Origin of the sequence: Flavivirga rizhaonensis, from assembly GCF_004791695.1 — a bacterium.
In the GTDB taxonomy this organism is placed as follows: domain Bacteria; phylum Bacteroidota; class Bacteroidia; order Flavobacteriales; family Flavobacteriaceae; genus Flavivirga; species Flavivirga rizhaonensis.
Genome location: NZ_SRSO01000021.1, coordinates 21,484 through 39,552 on the forward strand (window position 1 = coordinate 21,484; position 18,069 = coordinate 39,552).

The 18,069-nt window shown below is 31.2% G+C and carries 21 protein-coding genes; 14 read left to right on the top strand and 7 right to left on the bottom strand.

Features of this window, described 5'->3' with window-relative positions; genetic code table 11:
- Positions 1-170 precede the first annotated feature (170 nt).
- The 5 genes from EM932_RS14290 (at position 171) to EM932_RS14310 (ending at position 5,327) form a co-directional block, all read left to right on the top strand.
- Positions 171-956 carry a carbonic anhydrase gene (locus EM932_RS14290; protein ID WP_135877875.1) on the top strand — a complete coding sequence of 262 codons (786 nt, stop codon included), beginning with the start codon at positions 171-173 and terminating at the stop codon, positions 954-956.
- Between the two features lie 112 nt (positions 957-1,068).
- Positions 1,069-2,157, top strand: a complete 1,089-nt coding sequence (locus EM932_RS14295) for a heparan-alpha-glucosaminide N-acetyltransferase domain-containing protein (RefSeq protein WP_170179805.1) — start codon at positions 1,069-1,071, stop codon at positions 2,155-2,157.
- Positions 2,158-2,161: 4 nt separating this feature from the next.
- Positions 2,162-2,536: a TfoX/Sxy family protein gene (locus EM932_RS14300; protein WP_135877877.1), complete on the top strand. Its 375-nt coding sequence runs from the start codon at positions 2,162-2,164 to the stop codon at positions 2,534-2,536.
- Positions 2,537-2,582: 46 nt separating this feature from the next.
- A complete protein-coding gene (locus EM932_RS14305; protein ID WP_135877878.1) occupies positions 2,583-3,713 on the top strand; it encodes a serine hydrolase domain-containing protein in 1,131 nt (376 codons plus the stop codon).
- A 351-nt stretch (positions 3,714-4,064) separates the two neighbouring features.
- On the top strand, positions 4,065-5,327 hold the full coding sequence (locus EM932_RS14310) for an acyloxyacyl hydrolase (RefSeq protein WP_135877879.1): 1,263 nt from the start codon (positions 4,065-4,067) through the stop codon (positions 5,325-5,327).
- A gap of 326 nt (positions 5,328-5,653) precedes the next feature.
- On the opposite strand, the gene EM932_RS14315 is transcribed toward EM932_RS14310, so the two are convergent.
- On the bottom strand, positions 5,654-5,893 hold the full coding sequence (locus EM932_RS14315) for a helix-turn-helix domain-containing protein (RefSeq protein WP_135877880.1): 240 nt from the start codon (positions 5,891-5,893) through the stop codon (positions 5,654-5,656).
- Positions 5,894-5,904: 11 nt separating this feature from the next.
- Here EM932_RS14315 and EM932_RS14320 point away from each other — a divergent pair, with 11 nt between their 5' ends.
- Positions 5,905-6,105: a hypothetical protein gene (locus EM932_RS14320; protein WP_135877881.1), complete on the top strand. Its 201-nt coding sequence runs from the start codon at positions 5,905-5,907 to the stop codon at positions 6,103-6,105.
- Between the two features lie 115 nt (positions 6,106-6,220).
- A complete protein-coding gene (locus EM932_RS14325; RefSeq protein ID WP_135877882.1) occupies positions 6,221-7,117 on the top strand; it encodes an alpha/beta hydrolase in 897 nt (298 codons plus the stop codon).
- A gap of 62 nt (positions 7,118-7,179) precedes the next feature.
- On the opposite strand, the gene EM932_RS20920 is transcribed toward EM932_RS14325, so the two are convergent.
- The 3 genes from EM932_RS20920 to EM932_RS14335 all read right to left on the bottom strand — a co-directional run bounded on the left by EM932_RS20920 (position 7,180) and on the right by EM932_RS14335 (position 9,629).
- Positions 7,180-7,341 (bottom strand): hypothetical protein, encoded by a 162-nt coding sequence (locus tag EM932_RS20920; protein ID WP_170179806.1) that lies wholly within the window; start codon positions 7,339-7,341, stop codon positions 7,180-7,182.
- 161 nt (positions 7,342-7,502) lie between these two features.
- Positions 7,503-8,450 carry a phosphoribosylaminoimidazolesuccinocarboxamide synthase gene (locus tag EM932_RS14330; protein ID WP_135877883.1) on the bottom strand — a complete coding sequence of 316 codons (948 nt, stop codon included), beginning with the start codon at positions 8,448-8,450 and terminating at the stop codon, positions 7,503-7,505.
- 225 nt (positions 8,451-8,675) lie between these two features.
- Positions 8,676-9,629: a PhoH family protein gene (locus EM932_RS14335; RefSeq protein WP_135877884.1), complete on the bottom strand. Its 954-nt coding sequence runs from the start codon at positions 9,627-9,629 to the stop codon at positions 8,676-8,678.
- 143 nt (positions 9,630-9,772) lie between these two features.
- On the opposite strand from EM932_RS14335, the gene EM932_RS14340 reads away from it, so the two are divergent.
- The 7 genes from EM932_RS14340 (at position 9,773) to dnaN (ending at position 15,682) form a co-directional block, all read left to right on the top strand.
- On the top strand, positions 9,773-10,609 hold the full coding sequence (locus EM932_RS14340; RefSeq protein ID WP_135877885.1) for an SAM hydrolase/SAM-dependent halogenase family protein: 837 nt from the start codon (positions 9,773-9,775) through the stop codon (positions 10,607-10,609).
- A gap of 1 nt (position 10,610) precedes the next feature.
- Positions 10,611-10,907, top strand: a complete 297-nt coding sequence (locus tag EM932_RS14345; protein WP_135877886.1) for a putative quinol monooxygenase — start codon at positions 10,611-10,613, stop codon at positions 10,905-10,907.
- Positions 10,908-10,909: 2 nt separating this feature from the next.
- A complete protein-coding gene (locus tag EM932_RS14350; protein ID WP_135877887.1) occupies positions 10,910-11,455 on the top strand; it encodes an isochorismatase family protein in 546 nt (181 codons plus the stop codon).
- A gap of 161 nt (positions 11,456-11,616) precedes the next feature.
- Entirely contained in the window at positions 11,617-12,336 is a 720-nt protein-coding gene (gene gldF, locus EM932_RS14355; protein ID WP_135877888.1) for a gliding motility-associated ABC transporter permease subunit GldF, read from the top strand.
- Complete coding sequence (locus EM932_RS14360; protein WP_135877889.1) at positions 12,333-12,818, top strand: hypothetical protein; 486 nt, start codon at positions 12,333-12,335, stop codon at positions 12,816-12,818. Before gldF ends, EM932_RS14360 begins: the two co-directional genes overlap by 4 nt.
- Positions 12,811-14,478, top strand: coding sequence for a gliding motility-associated ABC transporter substrate-binding protein GldG (gene gldG / locus EM932_RS14365; RefSeq protein WP_135877890.1), 1,668 nt, complete (start codon positions 12,811-12,813; stop codon positions 14,476-14,478). Before EM932_RS14360 ends, gldG begins: the two co-directional genes overlap by 8 nt.
- A gap of 85 nt (positions 14,479-14,563) precedes the next feature.
- Positions 14,564-15,682 carry a DNA polymerase III subunit beta gene (gene dnaN, locus EM932_RS14370; RefSeq protein ID WP_135877891.1) on the top strand — a complete coding sequence of 373 codons (1,119 nt, stop codon included), beginning with the start codon at positions 14,564-14,566 and terminating at the stop codon, positions 15,680-15,682.
- A gap of 336 nt (positions 15,683-16,018) precedes the next feature.
- Here dnaN and EM932_RS14375 read toward each other — a convergent pair whose 3' ends face one another.
- The 3 genes from EM932_RS14375 to EM932_RS14385 form a co-directional block, all read right to left on the bottom strand.
- On the bottom strand, positions 16,019-16,357 hold the full coding sequence (locus EM932_RS14375) for a DUF4870 domain-containing protein (protein WP_135877952.1): 339 nt from the start codon (positions 16,355-16,357) through the stop codon (positions 16,019-16,021).
- Between the two features lie 230 nt (positions 16,358-16,587).
- Complete coding sequence (locus EM932_RS14380; protein WP_135877892.1) at positions 16,588-17,049, bottom strand: cytochrome c family protein; 462 nt, start codon at positions 17,047-17,049, stop codon at positions 16,588-16,590.
- Positions 17,050-17,065: 16 nt separating this feature from the next.
- Complete coding sequence (locus EM932_RS14385; RefSeq protein WP_135877893.1) at positions 17,066-17,905, bottom strand: universal stress protein; 840 nt, start codon at positions 17,903-17,905, stop codon at positions 17,066-17,068.
- Between the last annotated feature and the right edge of the window lie 164 nt (positions 17,906-18,069).

Genomic DNA, 18,069 nt, shown 5'->3' on the forward strand with positions numbered 1-18,069 from the left:
AACAGATACAGGGTTGCAACAACTTGAGGATAGGGCTTTAAATTTCGAAAACGAAATAGTTAATAACTTTAATCTTAAAACTATCAAAACCTGATAAATGTAAGGTTTTAAAAGGCTGTCAAATATAATTTTGCATAGAACTTATTATACAAATGATTAAATTTTATATCATGAATGCGAAAATCACTTTATTTTTAAGTATTCTTTTACTAACAATCGTTTCTTGTACCTACTCTAAAAAGAATGCACACGAAAAAAATCAAGAAAACAAACATCACTGGAGTTATTCAGGAGAAACATCGCCAGAACACTGGATAGAAATTGAAAAGAATTCCGATTGTGGAGGTAAGTACCAATCACCAATTAATATTATCCATAAAAATGTCGACTCAGTAAGGATTCAGGAGGATTTAAAAATACAATACACACCCACTACACTTATTAGTGAAGTTGAAAATAATGGCCATTCCATACAATTTGATTTTGAAGCTGGTGATTCCATAAATTACAAAAATGAAACATATTATTTAAAGCAAATACATTTTCATGAGCCATCGGAACATAAAATAAATGGTATTATTTACCCCATTGAAATGCATTTGGTTCATATTAGCAAAACTGGAAAAATAACAGTTTTAGGGCTTTTAGGTGAAGAGGGTGACAAAAGTCAATTATTTGAATTCTTTGAAAGCTTTTTACCTATCGAAGAAGGTGCTATAAAGGATATTCATCAAGAAATTGATTTATCAAGTTTACTTTTAGAGAATAAGCATTATTATTCTTATGATGGTTCTTTAACTACTCCGCCTTGTACAGAAAGTGTGAATTGGATTGTATTTAAAGAGCCTATTATTTTATCTGTTGAAGAAGTTTTGAAACTTAAAAGTAATATGCCGATTAATAATTATCGTAACGAGCAAGCTATAAACGAACGAATTGTGACTTATCATTTCTAGGATAAACATCGTCGAGTAGCTTGGAAGATGCATTAAATTATAGATATAGTAGTTTAGTAATATTAAGGTTACGATAATAAAAGTATATTTATCATAACCAATTCCAGTCATTTTGCAATCTAATCGTTTGTATTTTATTGATGCTGTTAGAGCATTTGCGATATTAATGATGCTACAAGGGCATTTTATCGATACATTAATCGACCCTGTTTATAGAGACTCTACTAATATAGTTTACAATGTATGGTCTTATTTTAGAGGCATTACGGCACCAACTTTTTTCACCATTTCTGGTTTAGTTTTTACGTATTTATTATTACGCGCACATTCTAAAAATGATGATCAGCCAAGAATAAGAAAAGGTTTTTTTAGAGGGCTTTTACTTATTGGAATTGGTTATAGTCTTCGTATTAATTTAATAAGTTGGCTTAGTGGCTCCTTTAGTTCTTACTTTTTTGTAATTGACGTATTACAGTGTATTGGTTTATCTCTTATTATTTTAGTCTCTTTACATATCCTATTCAAGTATTATAGTTATATTTTTTCAATTATTCTTTTTGCATTAGGTTGCCTTTGTTTTGTTTCCGAACCGTTATACAGAGACTTGGTCATAGATAATTTACCACTTCCTATTGCTAATTATATGACTAAAATTAATGGATCCATTTTCACTATTTTACCTTGGTTTGGTTATTCTGCTTTTGGTGCTTTTATATCTACTGTATTTTTTAGACATGTACATAGAAACCGTTTTAAACTATACACTGTAATTATGTTCTTTATAGTCGGTTATTTTCTTATTAATTATTCGTCTTGGTTACTTTTAAAACTGCATAGCATGACCAGTATTGAGTTATTAAAATTAAGTGCCAGTTATAATTATCTTTTTACGCGTTTAGGAAATGTGTTAGTATTATTTGGTTTATTTTATGCTTTGGAGCGTTTTTTAAAACAATCTATTATTGCTCGAATAGGAGAAAAAACACTATCAATTTATGTGATACATTTTATAATTTTATTTGGAAGTTTTACAAGTTACGGACTGAAGCGTTTTTTAAATCAAACTTTAAATCCAACCGAAGTTATACTTGGAGCCATTCTATTTGTAATTGTAGTCTGTTTTATATCATTTCATTATGCAAAAACAAATACGTTTGTATATAATATAAATCGAAAATTAATTAATCGTTTTAAAAATTAAAATTATGGCTTATGATGAATATTTAGCCGATAGAATACGGCAACAATTAAAAGAAAAACGAACCCACTTTGCAGAATTAAAAATGATGGGAGGTTTATGCTTTAAATTAGACAATAAAATGCTTTGCGGTATTCATATTGATAAAAAATATGGAGACAGTCTATTAATGGCACGCATTGGAGAATCTGTTTATGAAACTGAAATTAAAAAATCGGAATGTTTGCCTATGGATTTTACTGGACGCCCTATGAAAGGCTATATTTTTGTAACACCTGACGGCTTTGATAATGATGATGATTTATCCTATTGGTTAGATTTGTGTATCAATTTTAATCCATTAGCAAAAGCAAGTAAACCTAAAAAAAAGAAAGCTAAATAATTCTTTTCCGACAATTCTTTATCAATACTATTATAAAAAGTAATTTATGAAATTTCGATTTAAGCTTTTAATATTCATCGTTCCCTTTTTGATTGGAACTAAAAGTACGAGTCAAAATATTAAAAGTGCTAGATACACTTCGGCTATATTTAAAGCACATCGTATTATTGACTCACTTCAACAAAAGCAGAACATTCCTGGTATTGACATAGCTGTTTCTATAGATGACGATATTGTATGGTCTGAGGGCTTTGGATTTGCGGACATCGAACTTCAAGTACCTGTCAGCTCAGGAAAAACTCTTTTTAGGATTGGTAGTGTATCAAAACCACTAACATCCACAGCTCTTGGTAAATTAATTGAAAACGGTAAGTTAAGTTTAGATTCAACCATTCAGGCATATGTTTCGTACTTCCCAAAAAAGAAATATCCCGTTACAGTAAAACAAATTGCTGGGCATATTGCAGGTATTAGACATTATAGAAACTCAGAATATACTTCGGCAAAAAAATACAGCACGGTTAAATCTGGTTTGGATATTTTTAAAAACGATTCTTTATTATTTAAACCAGGAACGGATTATTCATATTCTTCATATGGATTTAATCTACTGAGTGCTGCCATTGAAGGTGCAAGTGGTAGTTCATTTTTAGATTTTATGAAGCATGAGATCTTTTCTAAACTCAATATGAATTCTACTTATGCTGATAAAAACGAAACTATTATTAGAAACAGAGCCTCATTTTATCAAATAGACGAAACAAACGCTATTAAAAATGCAACATATGTAGATAATAGCTATAAATGGGCTGGAGGCGGATTTATTTCTACGACTCATGATTTAATAAAGTTTGGAAATGCCATGATTCAAGAAGCGTTTCTTTCAAATGAAACCATTAAAGCGTTTACTAAATCTCAAAAATTATCTAATGGAAAAAAAACGGGTTACGGTATAGGCTGGGGCATTATTAAAAGACACAAACTAAAAGGTTTTGGACATGATGGTGGTTCTGTTGGTGGCATTACAAAATTTGAAATTTTTCCAAAAGAGAAGCTTGTCGTTATTGCTTTATCCAACTCATCCAATGTCAATTATGGTAAAACCATCGAAAATATTGTAGATGTTTTTTTAGAAGCTAAAAATAATCTCTTAGAACCTAATCGTCCCGCAGATTAACAAATATATTGTGTTTGTAAAAATATTCCGAGGTAGAATTTTTTATATCAGTAAAGGAATAAAGATTCATATTATTTGTTACTTATTTTTTAGAGATTGTAACAGTTTTGAGATATCCATAATAAATTAGAATATAGCCATCTAAAACAACCAAAATGTACACAAGTCCTTATAAATAGTTTTTAGTTTATTAAAAACTCCCTAGATTTGTTAACAAATATATAAGGATATATATTATTTCATTATTATCATTTATTGCATAACTACTCTCGTCTAAAATTAAGATTGATTAAAAATTAAACATAGATTAAACCTCACCCTAACCAATCCTATCTCTCATAATTTTTATTCATGACAAATAAACTTACTTTCCTAATGTTATTAAGTGTTTTAATTTCAAAGGGGCAAGAAAATAATTCCAATATTTTTAGCATCACTCCTGAAATTCTTATTGGCATTACAGGAGAACCTAATACAGGCTTTCCTGATAGAGGGCTCCAAAAACAAGCCTTTATAAGCTTAGGTTGGCATCACACAACACACACACAAGAATGGGTTTCATATTTAAAAACCTCAAAAGCAGGTATAAGTTTAGGATATACAGATTTAGCCAACAAAACTAATCTAGGAGAGATTTTCACAATACAACCTTTCTTGGAATTCAATGCTTTTAAATCTAAAAACATAAATCTCCACGTAGGTACAGGAATTTCTTATGTTACTAAAAAATATCACCCAATTACAAACGAATTTAATAAAGCAATATCTACAGACTTAACTTGGTCTTTTAGACTATTCATGTATTATAATTTAATGAAATATAATCAAGTTAATTGGCGAATTGGTGCTGGATATACCCATCATTCTAACGGACATACAAGATTACCTAACCAAGGTTACAACTCTTTTCTAATTAGCCTTGGATTAGAAATAAACACGTCTAAAAATTCATTAAAAAATTCAGCATCACCTGTAAAAATACCAAAAAAGACTATTTCAGATTATTTCTCAATACGTTCTGGTTACGGGATACATGTACTTTCTCAAGCTTTTGATGATAAAAAAAGTGTATATACTATTTCGGGAGAATATGGTAAAATATACAACAATACATTAAAACTTGGCTTAGGCGCATATTTTAGATTTTATCAAACATATTACGATTATATTTCAAATAATGAATCTCTTGTACAAAACGGCAGAGAATTTTCGGACTTGAAGTCTAATCCATTTACTAATGCTTTAAGTATTGGCATAACAGTCAATAGTGAATTGTTATTAAATCATTTCGGAATAGATTTACAGGTTGGCATAAATATTTTTAAACCTGCATATAAAATTGACTGGCGCATTAATCAAGGTTGGGGGGATGTTCCCAAAATTATTCCAGAAAGTGGTGGTAATTATAGACTCGGTGATGTCGGTGAGTCTTACTTCAAGATTAAACGTACAATATCTGCTCGGTTTGGACTAAAATATTATGTTATAGGAACTGCTAAAAAACCTGCTAATAATCTTTACTTAGGTGCTTTTATAAATTCAAATCTAGGACAAGCAGATTTCACAGAATTAGCCATAGGCTATATAAAAATTTTAAAATCCAGAAGTAAATAACTGCAAATTTTAAACTCTGAAAAAACAGAATGTAATCATTTATTTCAAAGTCATTTATATAATTTCTCAATATCTAAAGAAACATTTCAAATCCCAGCAGATATGCTCATAAAACTGTAGGGTTTATAAAAAAAGGGTATGTAAACCCTGAAAATTTACAATTTCAAAAAGAAATTATTTCTAAAATAGATAATGTGGTTTCCAAAAAAGTAGAACTTTTTGATAATTTGGGGCATTAAATATCAGAAACTATATCAAAGCTAATACTTTCAAGAACAAAAAGATAAACCTTGCGGCATCTAAATTCAGGGTAAAAAAACTATAAATTATACTCTTTCAGAAAAATATACATCGCATATTTCGGACAATGGAACTTCTAAAGCTTGACTTATTTTGTATAAAGTATGAATAGTAGCATTAGTTCTTCCTTTCTCAATTCTTGAAATATTCGTTGTGTCAATTCGCGCCTCTATTTTACCGACCAAATCCACCTGAGTGAAACCTTTTTCAAGTCTAATTCTTTTTATGTTCTGACCTATAATTTTTAAAACTTCTGACTTTTTCATATTTGCCATATTTGACAAGTTTAATAAAAAAACAAGAAATAGATTTTTCTAAATTAGTTGATAATTGTTCCCTTTCTCCAGAAGAATTCGAAAAACACCTAGATATGGGAGTCGAGATGTTGTTCTATATAGAAGAGGGTACTTTTGATCGAAAAGATATTCAGAATGTTGTTTTTGCTATAAAAAGAATTATAGATAACTTGAAGAAATGAGAATAACTAAAGCTAACATTGTTGCTAAAAAATAATGCTAAATTAGTTGCTTAATAGAAAGTTAGTGCGCTTTTGTTACACTAACCGTTAACTTTAATTATAAAAACTAAATATTATGAAGAAAATACTTTTACTACTGCTGTTTTTTTTAATGTTTTTAAGTGGTGTGAAAGCACAAACACGCGAACATAAATGGGTCAATGAAATGCACCAAAAAGACTATAATAACTTAATACATCTTACTTATTTCAGTAAAATACATCAAACCGCAATTGGGTACACTATTGCTTTACCACAAGGTTATGAGGAAAAGAAAAATGCTAACAAAAAATATCCAGTAGTATACTTCCTGCATGGAGGAACTCCTGGTAATGAAACCCGAACTGGATACTACAATTACGTAAAGCCCAACAGTGAAATTGATTCAATAACTTCCATAATTTACGTTTGGAATAACGGAGGGAAAAATAAAAGTCATTACGATTTCCCCCAAATCAATTCATATGGAGAGTCTTCGTTTATTAAAGAGCTTATTCCACATATAGACAGCACTTATCGGACGATACCTGACAGGATGGCAAGAGGGCTTCAAGGTTATAGTATGGGTGGAAGAGCAGCTGCAAGGTATATTTTTAAATACCCTGATTTATTTTCGGTGTCAGTATCAATGGCTGGAGGCCATCAGCATGAGAAAAAAAATTCTGAATCCAAAGGTAACAATAGTGAATATCAACCTACAGATAATTCTTGGGATTTAGCAAAAATATATAGTGAAAATCCCGTTTTTCCAATAAAATTATATGTATTTGTTGGTACTGAAGACATGAATTATGAAGCCAATGTGGCATGGACAACCTTCCTAAAAGATTTAGGAATACACCATTCTTTCACTACAATAGAAGGATTAAATCATCGTGAGCTCAAAAAAATGATGGAGCAACTTGGTCCGAAGACCCTTCATTTTATGCTCTATCAGAACTTTAAAAACACTATTGAAAAATACAATAAATAATAACATGCATACAACATAGTGTAAATTTAATAGCGGGTTCGGTGGATGTGCAATCGTTGGATTCACGCCCAATTATCCGTTCCTATCGGATGGATAACCGCACGTAAATCCGCTGCTAAACTTACACCAACCGTTGTGTTGCTAAATGAATATTCCAAAAAGATATTGACAGCTTTTATAGGAATCTTTTTGACCTTTATTTTTCGATTTATCCTATTCGTCATCTTAATTCCAGATGAATGCGTTTATCACAATGGAAAAGAAGAAGGGTTTATGATAAAGACTCTTTATAAGGCCACTGCAAGCAATGGGTACCATCCTGAACCAAATTTGTTAAATAATATTGACACTATTAAGATGATTCCGATGATTGGAAAAACTTTGATTACCCCAAATAAGCCAACACATTAGCACCAATACGTTCCTGTATATTACTTACATCTGCCTTTACAAAAGTTTCACCCGTAATATTCTCATAAAGTTCAATATAACGTTCACTAACAGTTTCTATATAATCATCGCTCATATAAGGCACTGTTTGCCCTTCCAACCCCTGAAAATTATTTTCTATGAGCCATTGACGTACAAACTCTTTAGAAAGTTGTTTTTGACTTTCTCCTTTATCCTGACGTTCCTGATAGCCATCAGCATAAAAATAACGTGAGGAATCTGGTGTATGTATTTCGTCAATCAATACAATTTGCCCGTCTTTAGTTTTACCAAACTCGTATTTAGTATCTACTAAAATAAGCCCGCGAGAGGCCGCAATGTCACTTCCGCGTTGGAATAATTTACGGGTATAATCTTCTAACACCACATAATCGGCTTCCGAAACAATACCCCGTTTTAAAATATCTTCGCGAGAGATATCCTCATCATGATCGCCCATTTCTGCTTTAGTAGCTGGTGTAATAATAGGCTCAGGGAATTTGTCATTTTCCTTCATACCTTCTGGCATTAGCACACCACAAAGCATACGTCTCCCCGCTTTATACTCTCGTGCTGCATGACCAGACATATAGCCACGAATAACCATTTCTACCTTAAAAGGATCGCATAAATGCCCTACAGCAACATTAGGGTCTGGTGTAGCCGTTAACCAATTAGGTACTAAATCTTCGGTCGCAGCCATCATTTTAGTAGCAATCTGATTTAAAATCTGCCCTTTATACGGAATTCCTTTTGGCATCACCACATCAAACGCAGAAAGTCTGTCTGTTGCAATCATGACCAATTCATCATCATTGATATTATATACTTCTCTTACTTTTCCTTTGTAAACACTTTTTTGATTTGGAAAATTGAAATTGGTGTCTATTATTGTATTACTCATGTATGCTGTTTAATGTTTATGAGTTGATTTGTTATGTCAGTCCGGGTGATTCCTATTTGAAATCGGGATTACCGAGAACTTTTGTTTTTAGGTTTCTGCCAACATAAGAGTGACAAAATTACTTTATTTTTTTGATGAGACACTTCGACAAGCTCAGTGTGACATACTGTTTCTATTTTTATTACGTGTACAACTGAATACTGCGACTGAACACTGAATACTGACTTAAGATCTATTCTCTATTCCTTCATATGCTTCAATAACCTTCTTAACCAGTTTATGACGAATGACATCTTTATCATCTAAAAATATCATACCTACACCGTCTACATTCTTCAAAATTAAAAGCGCTTCTTTTAAACCTGAAATGGTACGACGTGGTAAATCAATTTGCCCGGGATCGCCTGTCAATAAAAACTTGGCATTCTTTCCCATACGTGTTAAAAACATTTTCATTTGTGCATGCGTTGTATTTTGCCCTTCATCTAAAATCACGAAAGCATTATCCAACGTACGTCCACGCATAAAAGCTAATGGTGCTATTTGTATGGTTCCATTTTCTATATAATGTGCTAATTTTTCAGGAGCAATCATATCACGCAACGCATCATATAATGGTTGCATGTATGGGTCTAATTTTTCTTTTAGATCACCAGGTAGAAATCCTAAATTCTCACCAGCCTCCACTGCCGGACGCGTTAAAATAATACGTTTAACTTCCTTATTTTTTAAAGCCTGAACCGCTAATGCAACACCAGTATAGGTTTTACCCGTTCCTGCCGGTCCTATAGCAAAAACCATATCGTTTTTACGCATAAGCTCTACCATTTTACGTTGGTTTGCTGTTTGCGCTTTAATAAGCTTGCCTCCTACACCATGTACAATAACTTCTCCACTTTGTTTTGAAGTCGTATAATCGTCACTGCTTTGGCTAGTTAAAACACGCTCAATAACATTCTCGTCCAGCTTATTATATTTTGCGAAATGTTTTAAAAGCATGGTAATTCTACGATCGAATTCTTCTAACAATTCCTCGTCTCCAAAGGCTTTAATTTTATTACCTCTTGCAACAATTTTAAGTTTAGGAAAGTACTTTTTTAGAAGTACAATATTGGCGTTTTGGGCTCCAAAAAATTCTTTTGGAGTAATTTCTTCAAGTTCAATTATAATTTCGTTCAAAGGCGCGATTTTAATTTTTTATTTCATCGGATTTAAATCAAAATAATATTTAATCGATCAAATGATTTCATTAGTTTTGTTAAATCTCAAAAATACATAAATTTGGGTGACCAAACGCTAAAAACATATCAACAATTTTGCCAATGGCGATAATAACATTAACTACTGATTTTGGTGAAAAAGATCACTTTGCTGGTGCGACAAAAGGAGCCATTTACAGCGAACTTCATGATGTTAAAATTGTTGATATCTCTCATTCTATCTCACCTTTTAGTATTCCTGAAGCTGCATATATCATACAAAATGCCTACCGTAGTTTTCCCAAAGGCACTATACATATCATTGGAATTGATTCTGAAATAAATCCAGAAAACAAGCACATTGCTGTAAAGCTTGATGATCATTTTTTCATCTGTGCCAATAATGGTATTATGAGCATGATTTGTGCCGAGATTTCACCCGAAAAAATCGTAGAAATTAATATTCACGACAAAATACAAACCAGCTTCCCTGTTCTTGATGTGTTTGTAAAAGCAGCATGCCATATTGCCCGCGGAGGTACTTTAGAGGTTATAGGTAAACCTATTAAAGAAATAAAACCAATTAAAAATATTGTGCCTTATGTAAATGACGATAAAACACAAATTATTGGTAGTGTTATTTATATTGATAATTATGGTAATGTTATTACCAATATTAAAAGACACTTTTTTGAAACTATACAGAAAGGGCGTGCTTTTGAGATTTCAGCTAGAAACAATAAGTTTAAGACTATTTATAAAAAGTACAGTGATTTTGTAAATTTTGAAATAGAAGAAAACAAACGTAATGACGAAGGTAGAGGTTTAGTCGTTTTTAATTCTGGCGATTTCTTAGAAATTGCGGTTTACAAAAGTAATAGTGGTACTGTTGGAAGCGCCTCATCACTTATGGGGCTTGGCTTAATGGATGCTATTAGTGTTAACTTTATAAAAACATAATATGCTTATTAGAATTGTAAAAATGGGGTTTCAAGAACAAAACATCGAAGCTTTTCTTGCTAATTTTGAAGCTAATAAAGAAAAAATACGACATTTTGAAGGCTGTAAGTTTTTAGAACTCTATAGAGACAAAAATGATCCAACTATATTTTTCACTTATAGCTATTGGGAAACTGAAAACGATTTAGAGAATTACAGACACTCTGATATCTTTAAAAACGTTTGGGCAAAAGCTAAACCATTATTTAATATACCTCCTATGGCATGGAGCGTTGATAAATTAGAAACTTTAAGCTAACGATGAGTCAAAAAGCACTTCTGATAATCGATATGCAAAAAGGATCCTTTACTCCAGAAACTCCAAGACATGATACAATCGGTGTAGTAAACAAGATTAATTCTTTAGCAGGTAAATTTAGAGCTTCAGAAAATCTGGTCTTTTATATTCAGCATGATGGTACTAAGTATAATGATTTTATTTCTAACACAGAAGCCTGGGAAATATTGTCAGAATTGCAAGTATCTAAAGATGATATACTAATAAGTAAATATGCAAATGATGTATTTTATAATTCAAACCTTAAATCTGAATTAGAAGCTTATAATATCAACGAGTTATATATTACAGGTTGCGCTACCGATTTTTGTGTAGAAGCTACCATACAATCAGCCTTGGCCAAAGATTATAACATTACAGTTGTAAAAGATGCACACACAACAGGCAATAGACCGCATTTAAGTGCCGAGAAAGTCATTGAGCATTACAATTGGGTTTGGCAAAATATGATTCCAACAAAAGGCACTATTAAAGTAGAGCGTTTTGAAGTGATATCGAGCGCTTTTTAAAATTTTAATCAATTATAAAACGTCCATGTGAGACAAATTGATAAATTTGTTACTGAGATCTTTCGAATAAAAAAATAAATTTATATAGATTAGCGCATCACTTTAATTTCTTTTGAACGATAGTCAAAAGACTACTTATCATGATGCACAAAATAAAATAGATGTTAGCTATACTAAAAAAAGAAATAAACTCATTTTTCGCATCCCCCATTGGTTATTTAGTCATTGCTATTTTTCTAGTTTTAAATGGCTTATTCTTATGGTTGTTTAAAGGTGAATTTAACATTCTGGATTACGGGTTTGCAGATTTATCTTCTTTCTTTTTACTAACACCTTGGATTTTAATATTCTTAATTCCTGCTGTTACTATGCGCAGTTTTTCTGATGAAAAAAAGCAAGGCACTCTGGAACTCCTACTTACAAAACCAATATCGCATATACATATTATTTTGGGGAAGTATTTTGGAGCCTTTATTTTAATTTTAATCGCGCTTATACCAACCTTGCTTTATGTTTACACCGTTTACCAATTAGGCAACCCAATTGGTAATTTAGATATGGGGAGTACACTTGGTTCTTATTTCGGATTATTATTTTTAATCGCTGCATACACAGCTATTGGTGTTTATGCATCTTCCTTATCAGACAATCAAATTGTATCATTTATTATAGCAGTTTTTATTTGCTTTCTATTTTATATAGGTTTTGAAGGCATTGCAAATTTCGCTTCTAGTGGTTTTATAGAACAATTAGGGATGAGTGTACATTATAAAAGCATGAGTCGCGGTGTATTGGATACACGCGATATTTTGTATTTTTTAAGTATCACCTTTTTCTTTTTAATGCTAACCAAAATAAATATCAACAGAGAAAAAAAATGATTTTAACCCCCTTATTTATTACTTTTCTAGTACTCGTTTTTGTTTTAGTTTGGTTATTTGCAAATACTATAGATAAACGTAAATGGGTAAGTCTGCTAATAAGTTTATTATTAACGCCTGTTGTTTATTTTTATGTATTTTACCCATTGTTAAATATTTTTAGTAGCTACCATCATCAAAAATATTTTAATACAGAAGCCTGGAAAGATAAACCCGAATTACGCTATGAAATGTCTCAAGAAATACTTGATAAAAGTTTGTTTCTTGGTAAAAGTAAAAAAGAAGTAGAAACGCTTTTGGGGAAAAGTGAATGGTATGGTTGGAATGATAGTTTAAAAAGAGAATCGACAAATAAATGGAATTATAATTTAGGTTTTAAACCTGGTGCTTTCAATAATATGCAAGAATGTATAGAGCTGGATTTTATAAACAATACTGTAGTAGGTATTAGACAATATCAATTAGAAAAGACCTTTGAATAAAAACATTAAACATATAACAGTACTTATAATTGTAATAATTGCGATTAATTTTTTAGGTAGTAAAATTTTCAAGCGCTTTGATTTAACTGCAGATAATCGTTATACATTAAGTGAATCTGCCATAAACATTGTAAAAGACATAGAATCTCCTGTTATTGTAGATATCTTTTTAAGTGGAAACGATTTTCCTTCGGAATTTAGAAGGCTTCAAAAAGAAACCAATCAATTACTTGAAGAATTTTCAGCAGAAAACAGCCATATTATTTTCAATTTTATTAATCCGTTAGAAGACGAATCTACAAGAGAACGGAACATCCAACAACTTACGCAACGAGGTTTAACACCGATGCAATTAAGCGTACAAGAAAGTGGAAAAGCGACTCAGGCTGTCATTTTTCCCTGGGCTTTAGCCAGTTATAATGATCAAACAGTTATTATTCCTTTAATAAAAAATAAAATAGGAGCTACACAACAAGAATTGGTTAGTAACTCTGTTCAGCATTTAGAATATGCTTTTTCGGATGGATTTAGCAAATTAACAACACCTAAACGTAGAAAAATTGCCATTCTAAAAGGCAATAATCAATTAGAAGATAAATACATTGCAGATTTTGTTAAAAAACTTGGAGAATACTATTTTATTGCGCCTTTTACCCTAGATAGTGTTGCCAGCAATCCTCAAAAAACACTTAAAGACATTAAAGCATACGATTTAATAATTTCTGCAAAACCTACTGAAGCTTTTACCGAAAAAGAAAAATTAGTCTTAGATCAATTCACCATGAATGGCGGTAAAAGTTTATGGCTCATTGATGCTGTAGCTATGGAAAAAGATAGTTTGTATAATGATACAGGTAGAAGTTTTGCTGTAACGAGAGATTTAAATTTAACCGATTTCTTTTTTAAATATGGTGTTCGCATTAATCCCGTTATAGTAAGCACGTTATACTCTGCTCCTATCACGTTGGCTATGGGTGAAGGTAGTCAATCACAATTTCAACATTTACGATGGCCTTATTCCCCATTAGCTAACTCAAATAGCAATCACCCTATTGTTAATAATTTAAATTTGGTAAAACTTGATTTTGCAAACCAAATTGATACGCTTAAAAACAATATTAATAAAACCATTCTTTTAGAAACAGCGCCTCTAACTAAACTGGAAGGCATGCCAAGGGAAATAAGTTTAGATTTGGTGACTCAGGAACCAGATCCTACACTTTTCAATAAGGGAAATCAAACACTAGCGGTTTTATTAGAAGGTGAATTCACATCCGTTTATAACAATCGCATAAAGGCTTTTAAACTTTTGGAAGAAAAAAATAAAAGCATTCCCACTAAGATGATTGTTATTGCTGATGGTGATATTATTAAGAATAACGTTATAAAAAATAGACCACAAGAATTAGGCTTTGATCGGTGGACAGGAAAGACCTACGGTAATAAAGAATTTTTACTCAATGCCGTTAATTATTTACTAGATGATAATGGACTTATAAACATTCGATCCAAAGAAATTGCCATAGCATTCCTTAATCATCAAAAAATAGCAGCGCAAAAAAGCAAGTGGCAACTTATAAACATAGCATTACCGCTGGTCTTATTAGCCTTTTTCGGATTAGGTTTTAATTACTTCAGAAAGAAAAGACACGCTTCTTAAATGTTAATAAGTTTGTTTCCAATTTTAGTCCGTTTCGAATATATTTGTAAGTAGCTTTATTAAAATTTAAACTCATTGTAAATACATGAAATTTATAGTATCCAGTACCTATTTATTAAAACAATTACAAGTTTTAGGGGGTGTCATTAATAGCTCTAATACCTTACCTATTTTAGATAATTTTTTATTTGAATTAGAGCATACCAAATTGACTGTTTCGGCGAGCGATTTAGAAACCACTATGTCGTCGTCTCTTGACGTTGAAAGTGATAGTGAAGGCAGTGTAGCTATTCCTGCTCGTTTGTTATTAGATACTTTAAAAACATTTCCTGAACAACCGCTTACGTTTGTTGTAGAAGACAATAATACCATTGAAATTAGCTCAAATCATGGTAAATATGCTTTGGCTTATGCTGATGGTAATGAGTTCCCAAAAGCAGTTGCTCTTGAAGACCCAAGTAAAACAGTTGTTACTGGAGATATACTAGCTACAGCGATTAGTAAAACTATTTTTGCTGCTGGAAATGACGATTTACGCCCAGTAATGAGTGGTGTATTTTTTCAATTTTCAACAGAAGGTCTAACCTTTGTTGCTACAGATGCTCATAAATTAGTAAAATATACACGTGAAGATATTAAGGCTAACCAAGTTGCAGAATTTATTATGCCTAAAAAACCTTTAAATCTTTTAAAGGGTATTTTAGCTGCCAAAGAAGAAGATGTCACTATTGAGTATAACGAATCGAATGCAAAATTTACATTTGAAAACTCTGAGTTAATTTGCCGTTTAATTGATGGAAAATACCCTAATTATGAAGCCGTTATACCAAAAGAAAACCCTAATAAATTAGTTATAGACAGAACACAGTTTTTAAACTCTGTAAGACGTGTGAGTATCTTTTCGAATAAAACAACACACCAAATACGTTTAAAAATTGCCGGTGCAGAGCTTAATATTTCAGCAGAAGATATCGATTACAGTAATAAGGCAGAAGAACGTTTAACTTGTGACTACCAGGGTGACGACATGCAAATTGGTTTCAACTCACGTTTTCTAACTGAGATGCTAAACAACCTGGGGTCAGACGAGGTACAACTAGAAATGAGTATGCCAAATAGAGCTGGTATTTTAACTCCTATAGACGGACTTGATGAAGGTGAGCAAATTACAATGCTTGTAATGCCAGTAATGCTAAATTCATAAATTAATTCCTGCGAAAGGAATCTCGATAATAAAAAAATACTACTATAATGAGGCTGTCTAAAAAGTGTCATTCTGAATGGAATGAAGAATCTCTTTAAAATATATGACTCTGATTATGAGTGAAATAAGATTCTTCGCGTTGCTCTGAATGACAAGATTAACCACTTTTCAGACAGCCTCATTATATATAGCTCAAAAAAATTCCTGTCTTCACAGGAATAAAAAACGCCCACTGAAAGGTGAGCGTTTTATTTATCTCCTACTAAAATAAACTAACTAATAAAAATCTAGAGATAAACTATTTTTTAATAATGATGATTCCCTTTTATTTAAATTTTAACTTATAAAATTAAAAGACAAAGGGTATGTTGGCACTTCTCCTTTACTAGCTTTAATAGCATTTACAATAGGAAAAACTATAGAAATAACACCTAAAATTATAAAGCCTAATAAACCCAAGCCAAATAACAATATTAAGGGAATACATATTATAAAATAAACAATTAAACTTAACTGAAAGTTTATAATGTTTTTACCGTGCTTGTCCATTTGATAAACTTTTTCTTTTTGTGTAAGCCATAATACTAATGGTAATAATAAACTACCAAAACCAGTTACCAAAGTTATTAATTGACTTAAATGGGTAATGACTAAAAGTTGATTATCTTGTCTCATCATTGTGATTTGTTTTTGATTGATACTTATATGACGCAGTATTTAACAAAATGTTACAACATTATCGAATTTCATTTTAGAGAAATAAGTTTACCTAACAAGTGAAATATTTAAAATGCTCAGTTATAAAACACATAAATAATACTCTAAAAAAAGAGATTAGCACCATTTTGCGCTAAATTCTTTTTACAGCATAATATAGAAATTGATTATTCTATAAATGGCATAATTTATCTTTTCATATTCCCTCTCATTTGTTTGTAATGTTGCTCAAACCATACAGGTTGTTCAATTTGATTGTCAAACATATAGTCTGCTATTTGCCCAATAATCTCTTCTGAATAAGGTAATTTTTGCATGACTCCAAATCGTCTAACAGCCCCATACATTTTTGCATCTTTCTCATTTGGGTTTTTTATCCAATCTTGCATACTATTTACAAATTCTTCTTTTGATGTATCTGGAAAAATATATCGTTTTTTAATTGCTATCATTGGAGGCCCCAACCTTTCAGCTTCACTTGTGGTAGCATCGTGACATAAATAACAGTGTGTTTCCATAAGCTTTTTACCTGGGTGTCCCTGATTATTTTGACTAAAAGATTCCGTTAAATTTTTACTATGTTCATCTTTAGATTTTTTACAGCTTGTAAACATAAAAATGGATACCATAAAAAAGATTAATACTTTCATTTCACATATTTTTAAGTTAATTATTTTTCATTACCAGAAAGGGGATATCGATACTAAAAGCAAAAGTTTCAACCAAATGTTTATTAAACAAACGTTCTAAAAAAGAATGTTTCTCATCTACCATACATAGCATTTTTATATTATTCCTAATGATATACTTATGTACAACATCATACATATCTTTAGTTTTTACATCTATATAATCATGAATAGAATTCGGGAAATGTGAATTAAAAAAATCGACATTCTTGCCTTGTTTCTGTACTAAATGGTTTTCGTCAGCAACGTGTAAAACATGTAACTTAGAATCGTTTTGAGCTACTAAATCGACTAAAGGTTTTAAGTGAGTAATATCAAATGAATTCACATTGTTAGTAGTAAAGAGCAATTTATGTAAGTCAGAAAAAACACAATTATCAGGAATTGCAAGTACTGGCGCTTTACATCGCTGTATAACTCGTACCGTATTGCTTCCAAAGATCACCTTTTGTAATCCAGAAGCTCCTTTAGTTCCCATAATTATCAAATCAACTTGGTTTTTTTCAGAAACTTGATTGATAGAATCTATAAAGTTATCATAATCAACCATTGGGTGAAAATGGTGTTTATCATTTTTATCACGCTTTTTTAATTTAGAAATAATGTTTGATAAGGATTTTTTAGCAGCATCGATTATGGTTTTATAAATAGTTGTAGACGATGCAACAGCAATCATGTCATCAGAAATAAATGATGATGCCTTTTGCACATTTAGCAAATAAAATTCACACTCAACATCCTTAAACAATGCTACGGCAAAATCAATAGAATTCATTGAGTTCTTGGAAAAATCGGTGGGTAACAATATAGTTTTCATTGAAATACTGAATAGGATTTCAAGTAAATATAGTATCACCTCCCCAAAAAAACTATGACAAATATCAGTTGTGATCTATTACTTACATTTATAGTGAAAAATTAAAAATAATTTAAAATATTTCATTTTCGGCACAATTAATGCTATCGTACAATGTGGACATA

Bases quoted from the DNA above. Each gene is read 5' to 3' on its own strand.
- EM932_RS14345 (WP_135877886.1), top strand. From the start codon at position 10,611: ATGCTTATTAGAATTGTAAAAATGGGGTTTCAAGAACAAAACATCGAA.
- EM932_RS14380 (WP_135877892.1), bottom strand. From the start codon at position 17,049: ATGAAAGTATTAATCTTTTTTATGGTATCCATTTTTATGTTTACAAGC.
- EM932_RS14315 (WP_135877880.1), bottom strand. From the start codon at position 5,893: ATGAAAAAGTCAGAAGTTTTAAAAATTATAGGTCAGAACATAAAAAGA.
- EM932_RS14325 (WP_135877882.1), top strand. From the start codon at position 6,221: ATGAAGAAAATACTTTTACTACTGCTGTTTTTTTTAATGTTTTTAAGT.
- EM932_RS14330 (WP_135877883.1), bottom strand. From the start codon at position 8,450: ATGAGTAATACAATAATAGACACCAATTTCAATTTTCCAAATCAAAAA.
- EM932_RS14300 (WP_135877877.1), top strand. From the start codon at position 2,162: ATGGCTTATGATGAATATTTAGCCGATAGAATACGGCAACAATTAAAA.
- EM932_RS14350 (WP_135877887.1), top strand. From the start codon at position 10,910: ATGAGTCAAAAAGCACTTCTGATAATCGATATGCAAAAAGGATCCTTT.
- EM932_RS14290 (WP_135877875.1), top strand. From the start codon at position 171: ATGAATGCGAAAATCACTTTATTTTTAAGTATTCTTTTACTAACAATC.
- gldF (WP_135877888.1), top strand. From the start codon at position 11,617: ATGTTAGCTATACTAAAAAAAGAAATAAACTCATTTTTCGCATCCCCC.
- EM932_RS14375 (WP_135877952.1), bottom strand. From the start codon at position 16,357: ATGAGACAAGATAATCAACTTTTAGTCATTACCCATTTAAGTCAATTA.
- EM932_RS14310 (WP_135877879.1), top strand. From the start codon at position 4,065: ATGACAAATAAACTTACTTTCCTAATGTTATTAAGTGTTTTAATTTCA.
- EM932_RS14305 (WP_135877878.1), top strand. From the start codon at position 2,583: ATGAAATTTCGATTTAAGCTTTTAATATTCATCGTTCCCTTTTTGATT.
- EM932_RS20920 (WP_170179806.1), bottom strand. From the start codon at position 7,341: ATGACGAATAGGATAAATCGAAAAATAAAGGTCAAAAAGATTCCTATA.
- EM932_RS14360 (WP_135877889.1), top strand. From the start codon at position 12,333: ATGATTTTAACCCCCTTATTTATTACTTTTCTAGTACTCGTTTTTGTT.
- EM932_RS14340 (WP_135877885.1), top strand. From the start codon at position 9,773: ATGGCGATAATAACATTAACTACTGATTTTGGTGAAAAAGATCACTTT.
- EM932_RS14385 (WP_135877893.1), bottom strand. From the start codon at position 17,905: ATGAAAACTATATTGTTACCCACCGATTTTTCCAAGAACTCAATGAAT.
- dnaN (WP_135877891.1), top strand. From the start codon at position 14,564: ATGAAATTTATAGTATCCAGTACCTATTTATTAAAACAATTACAAGTT.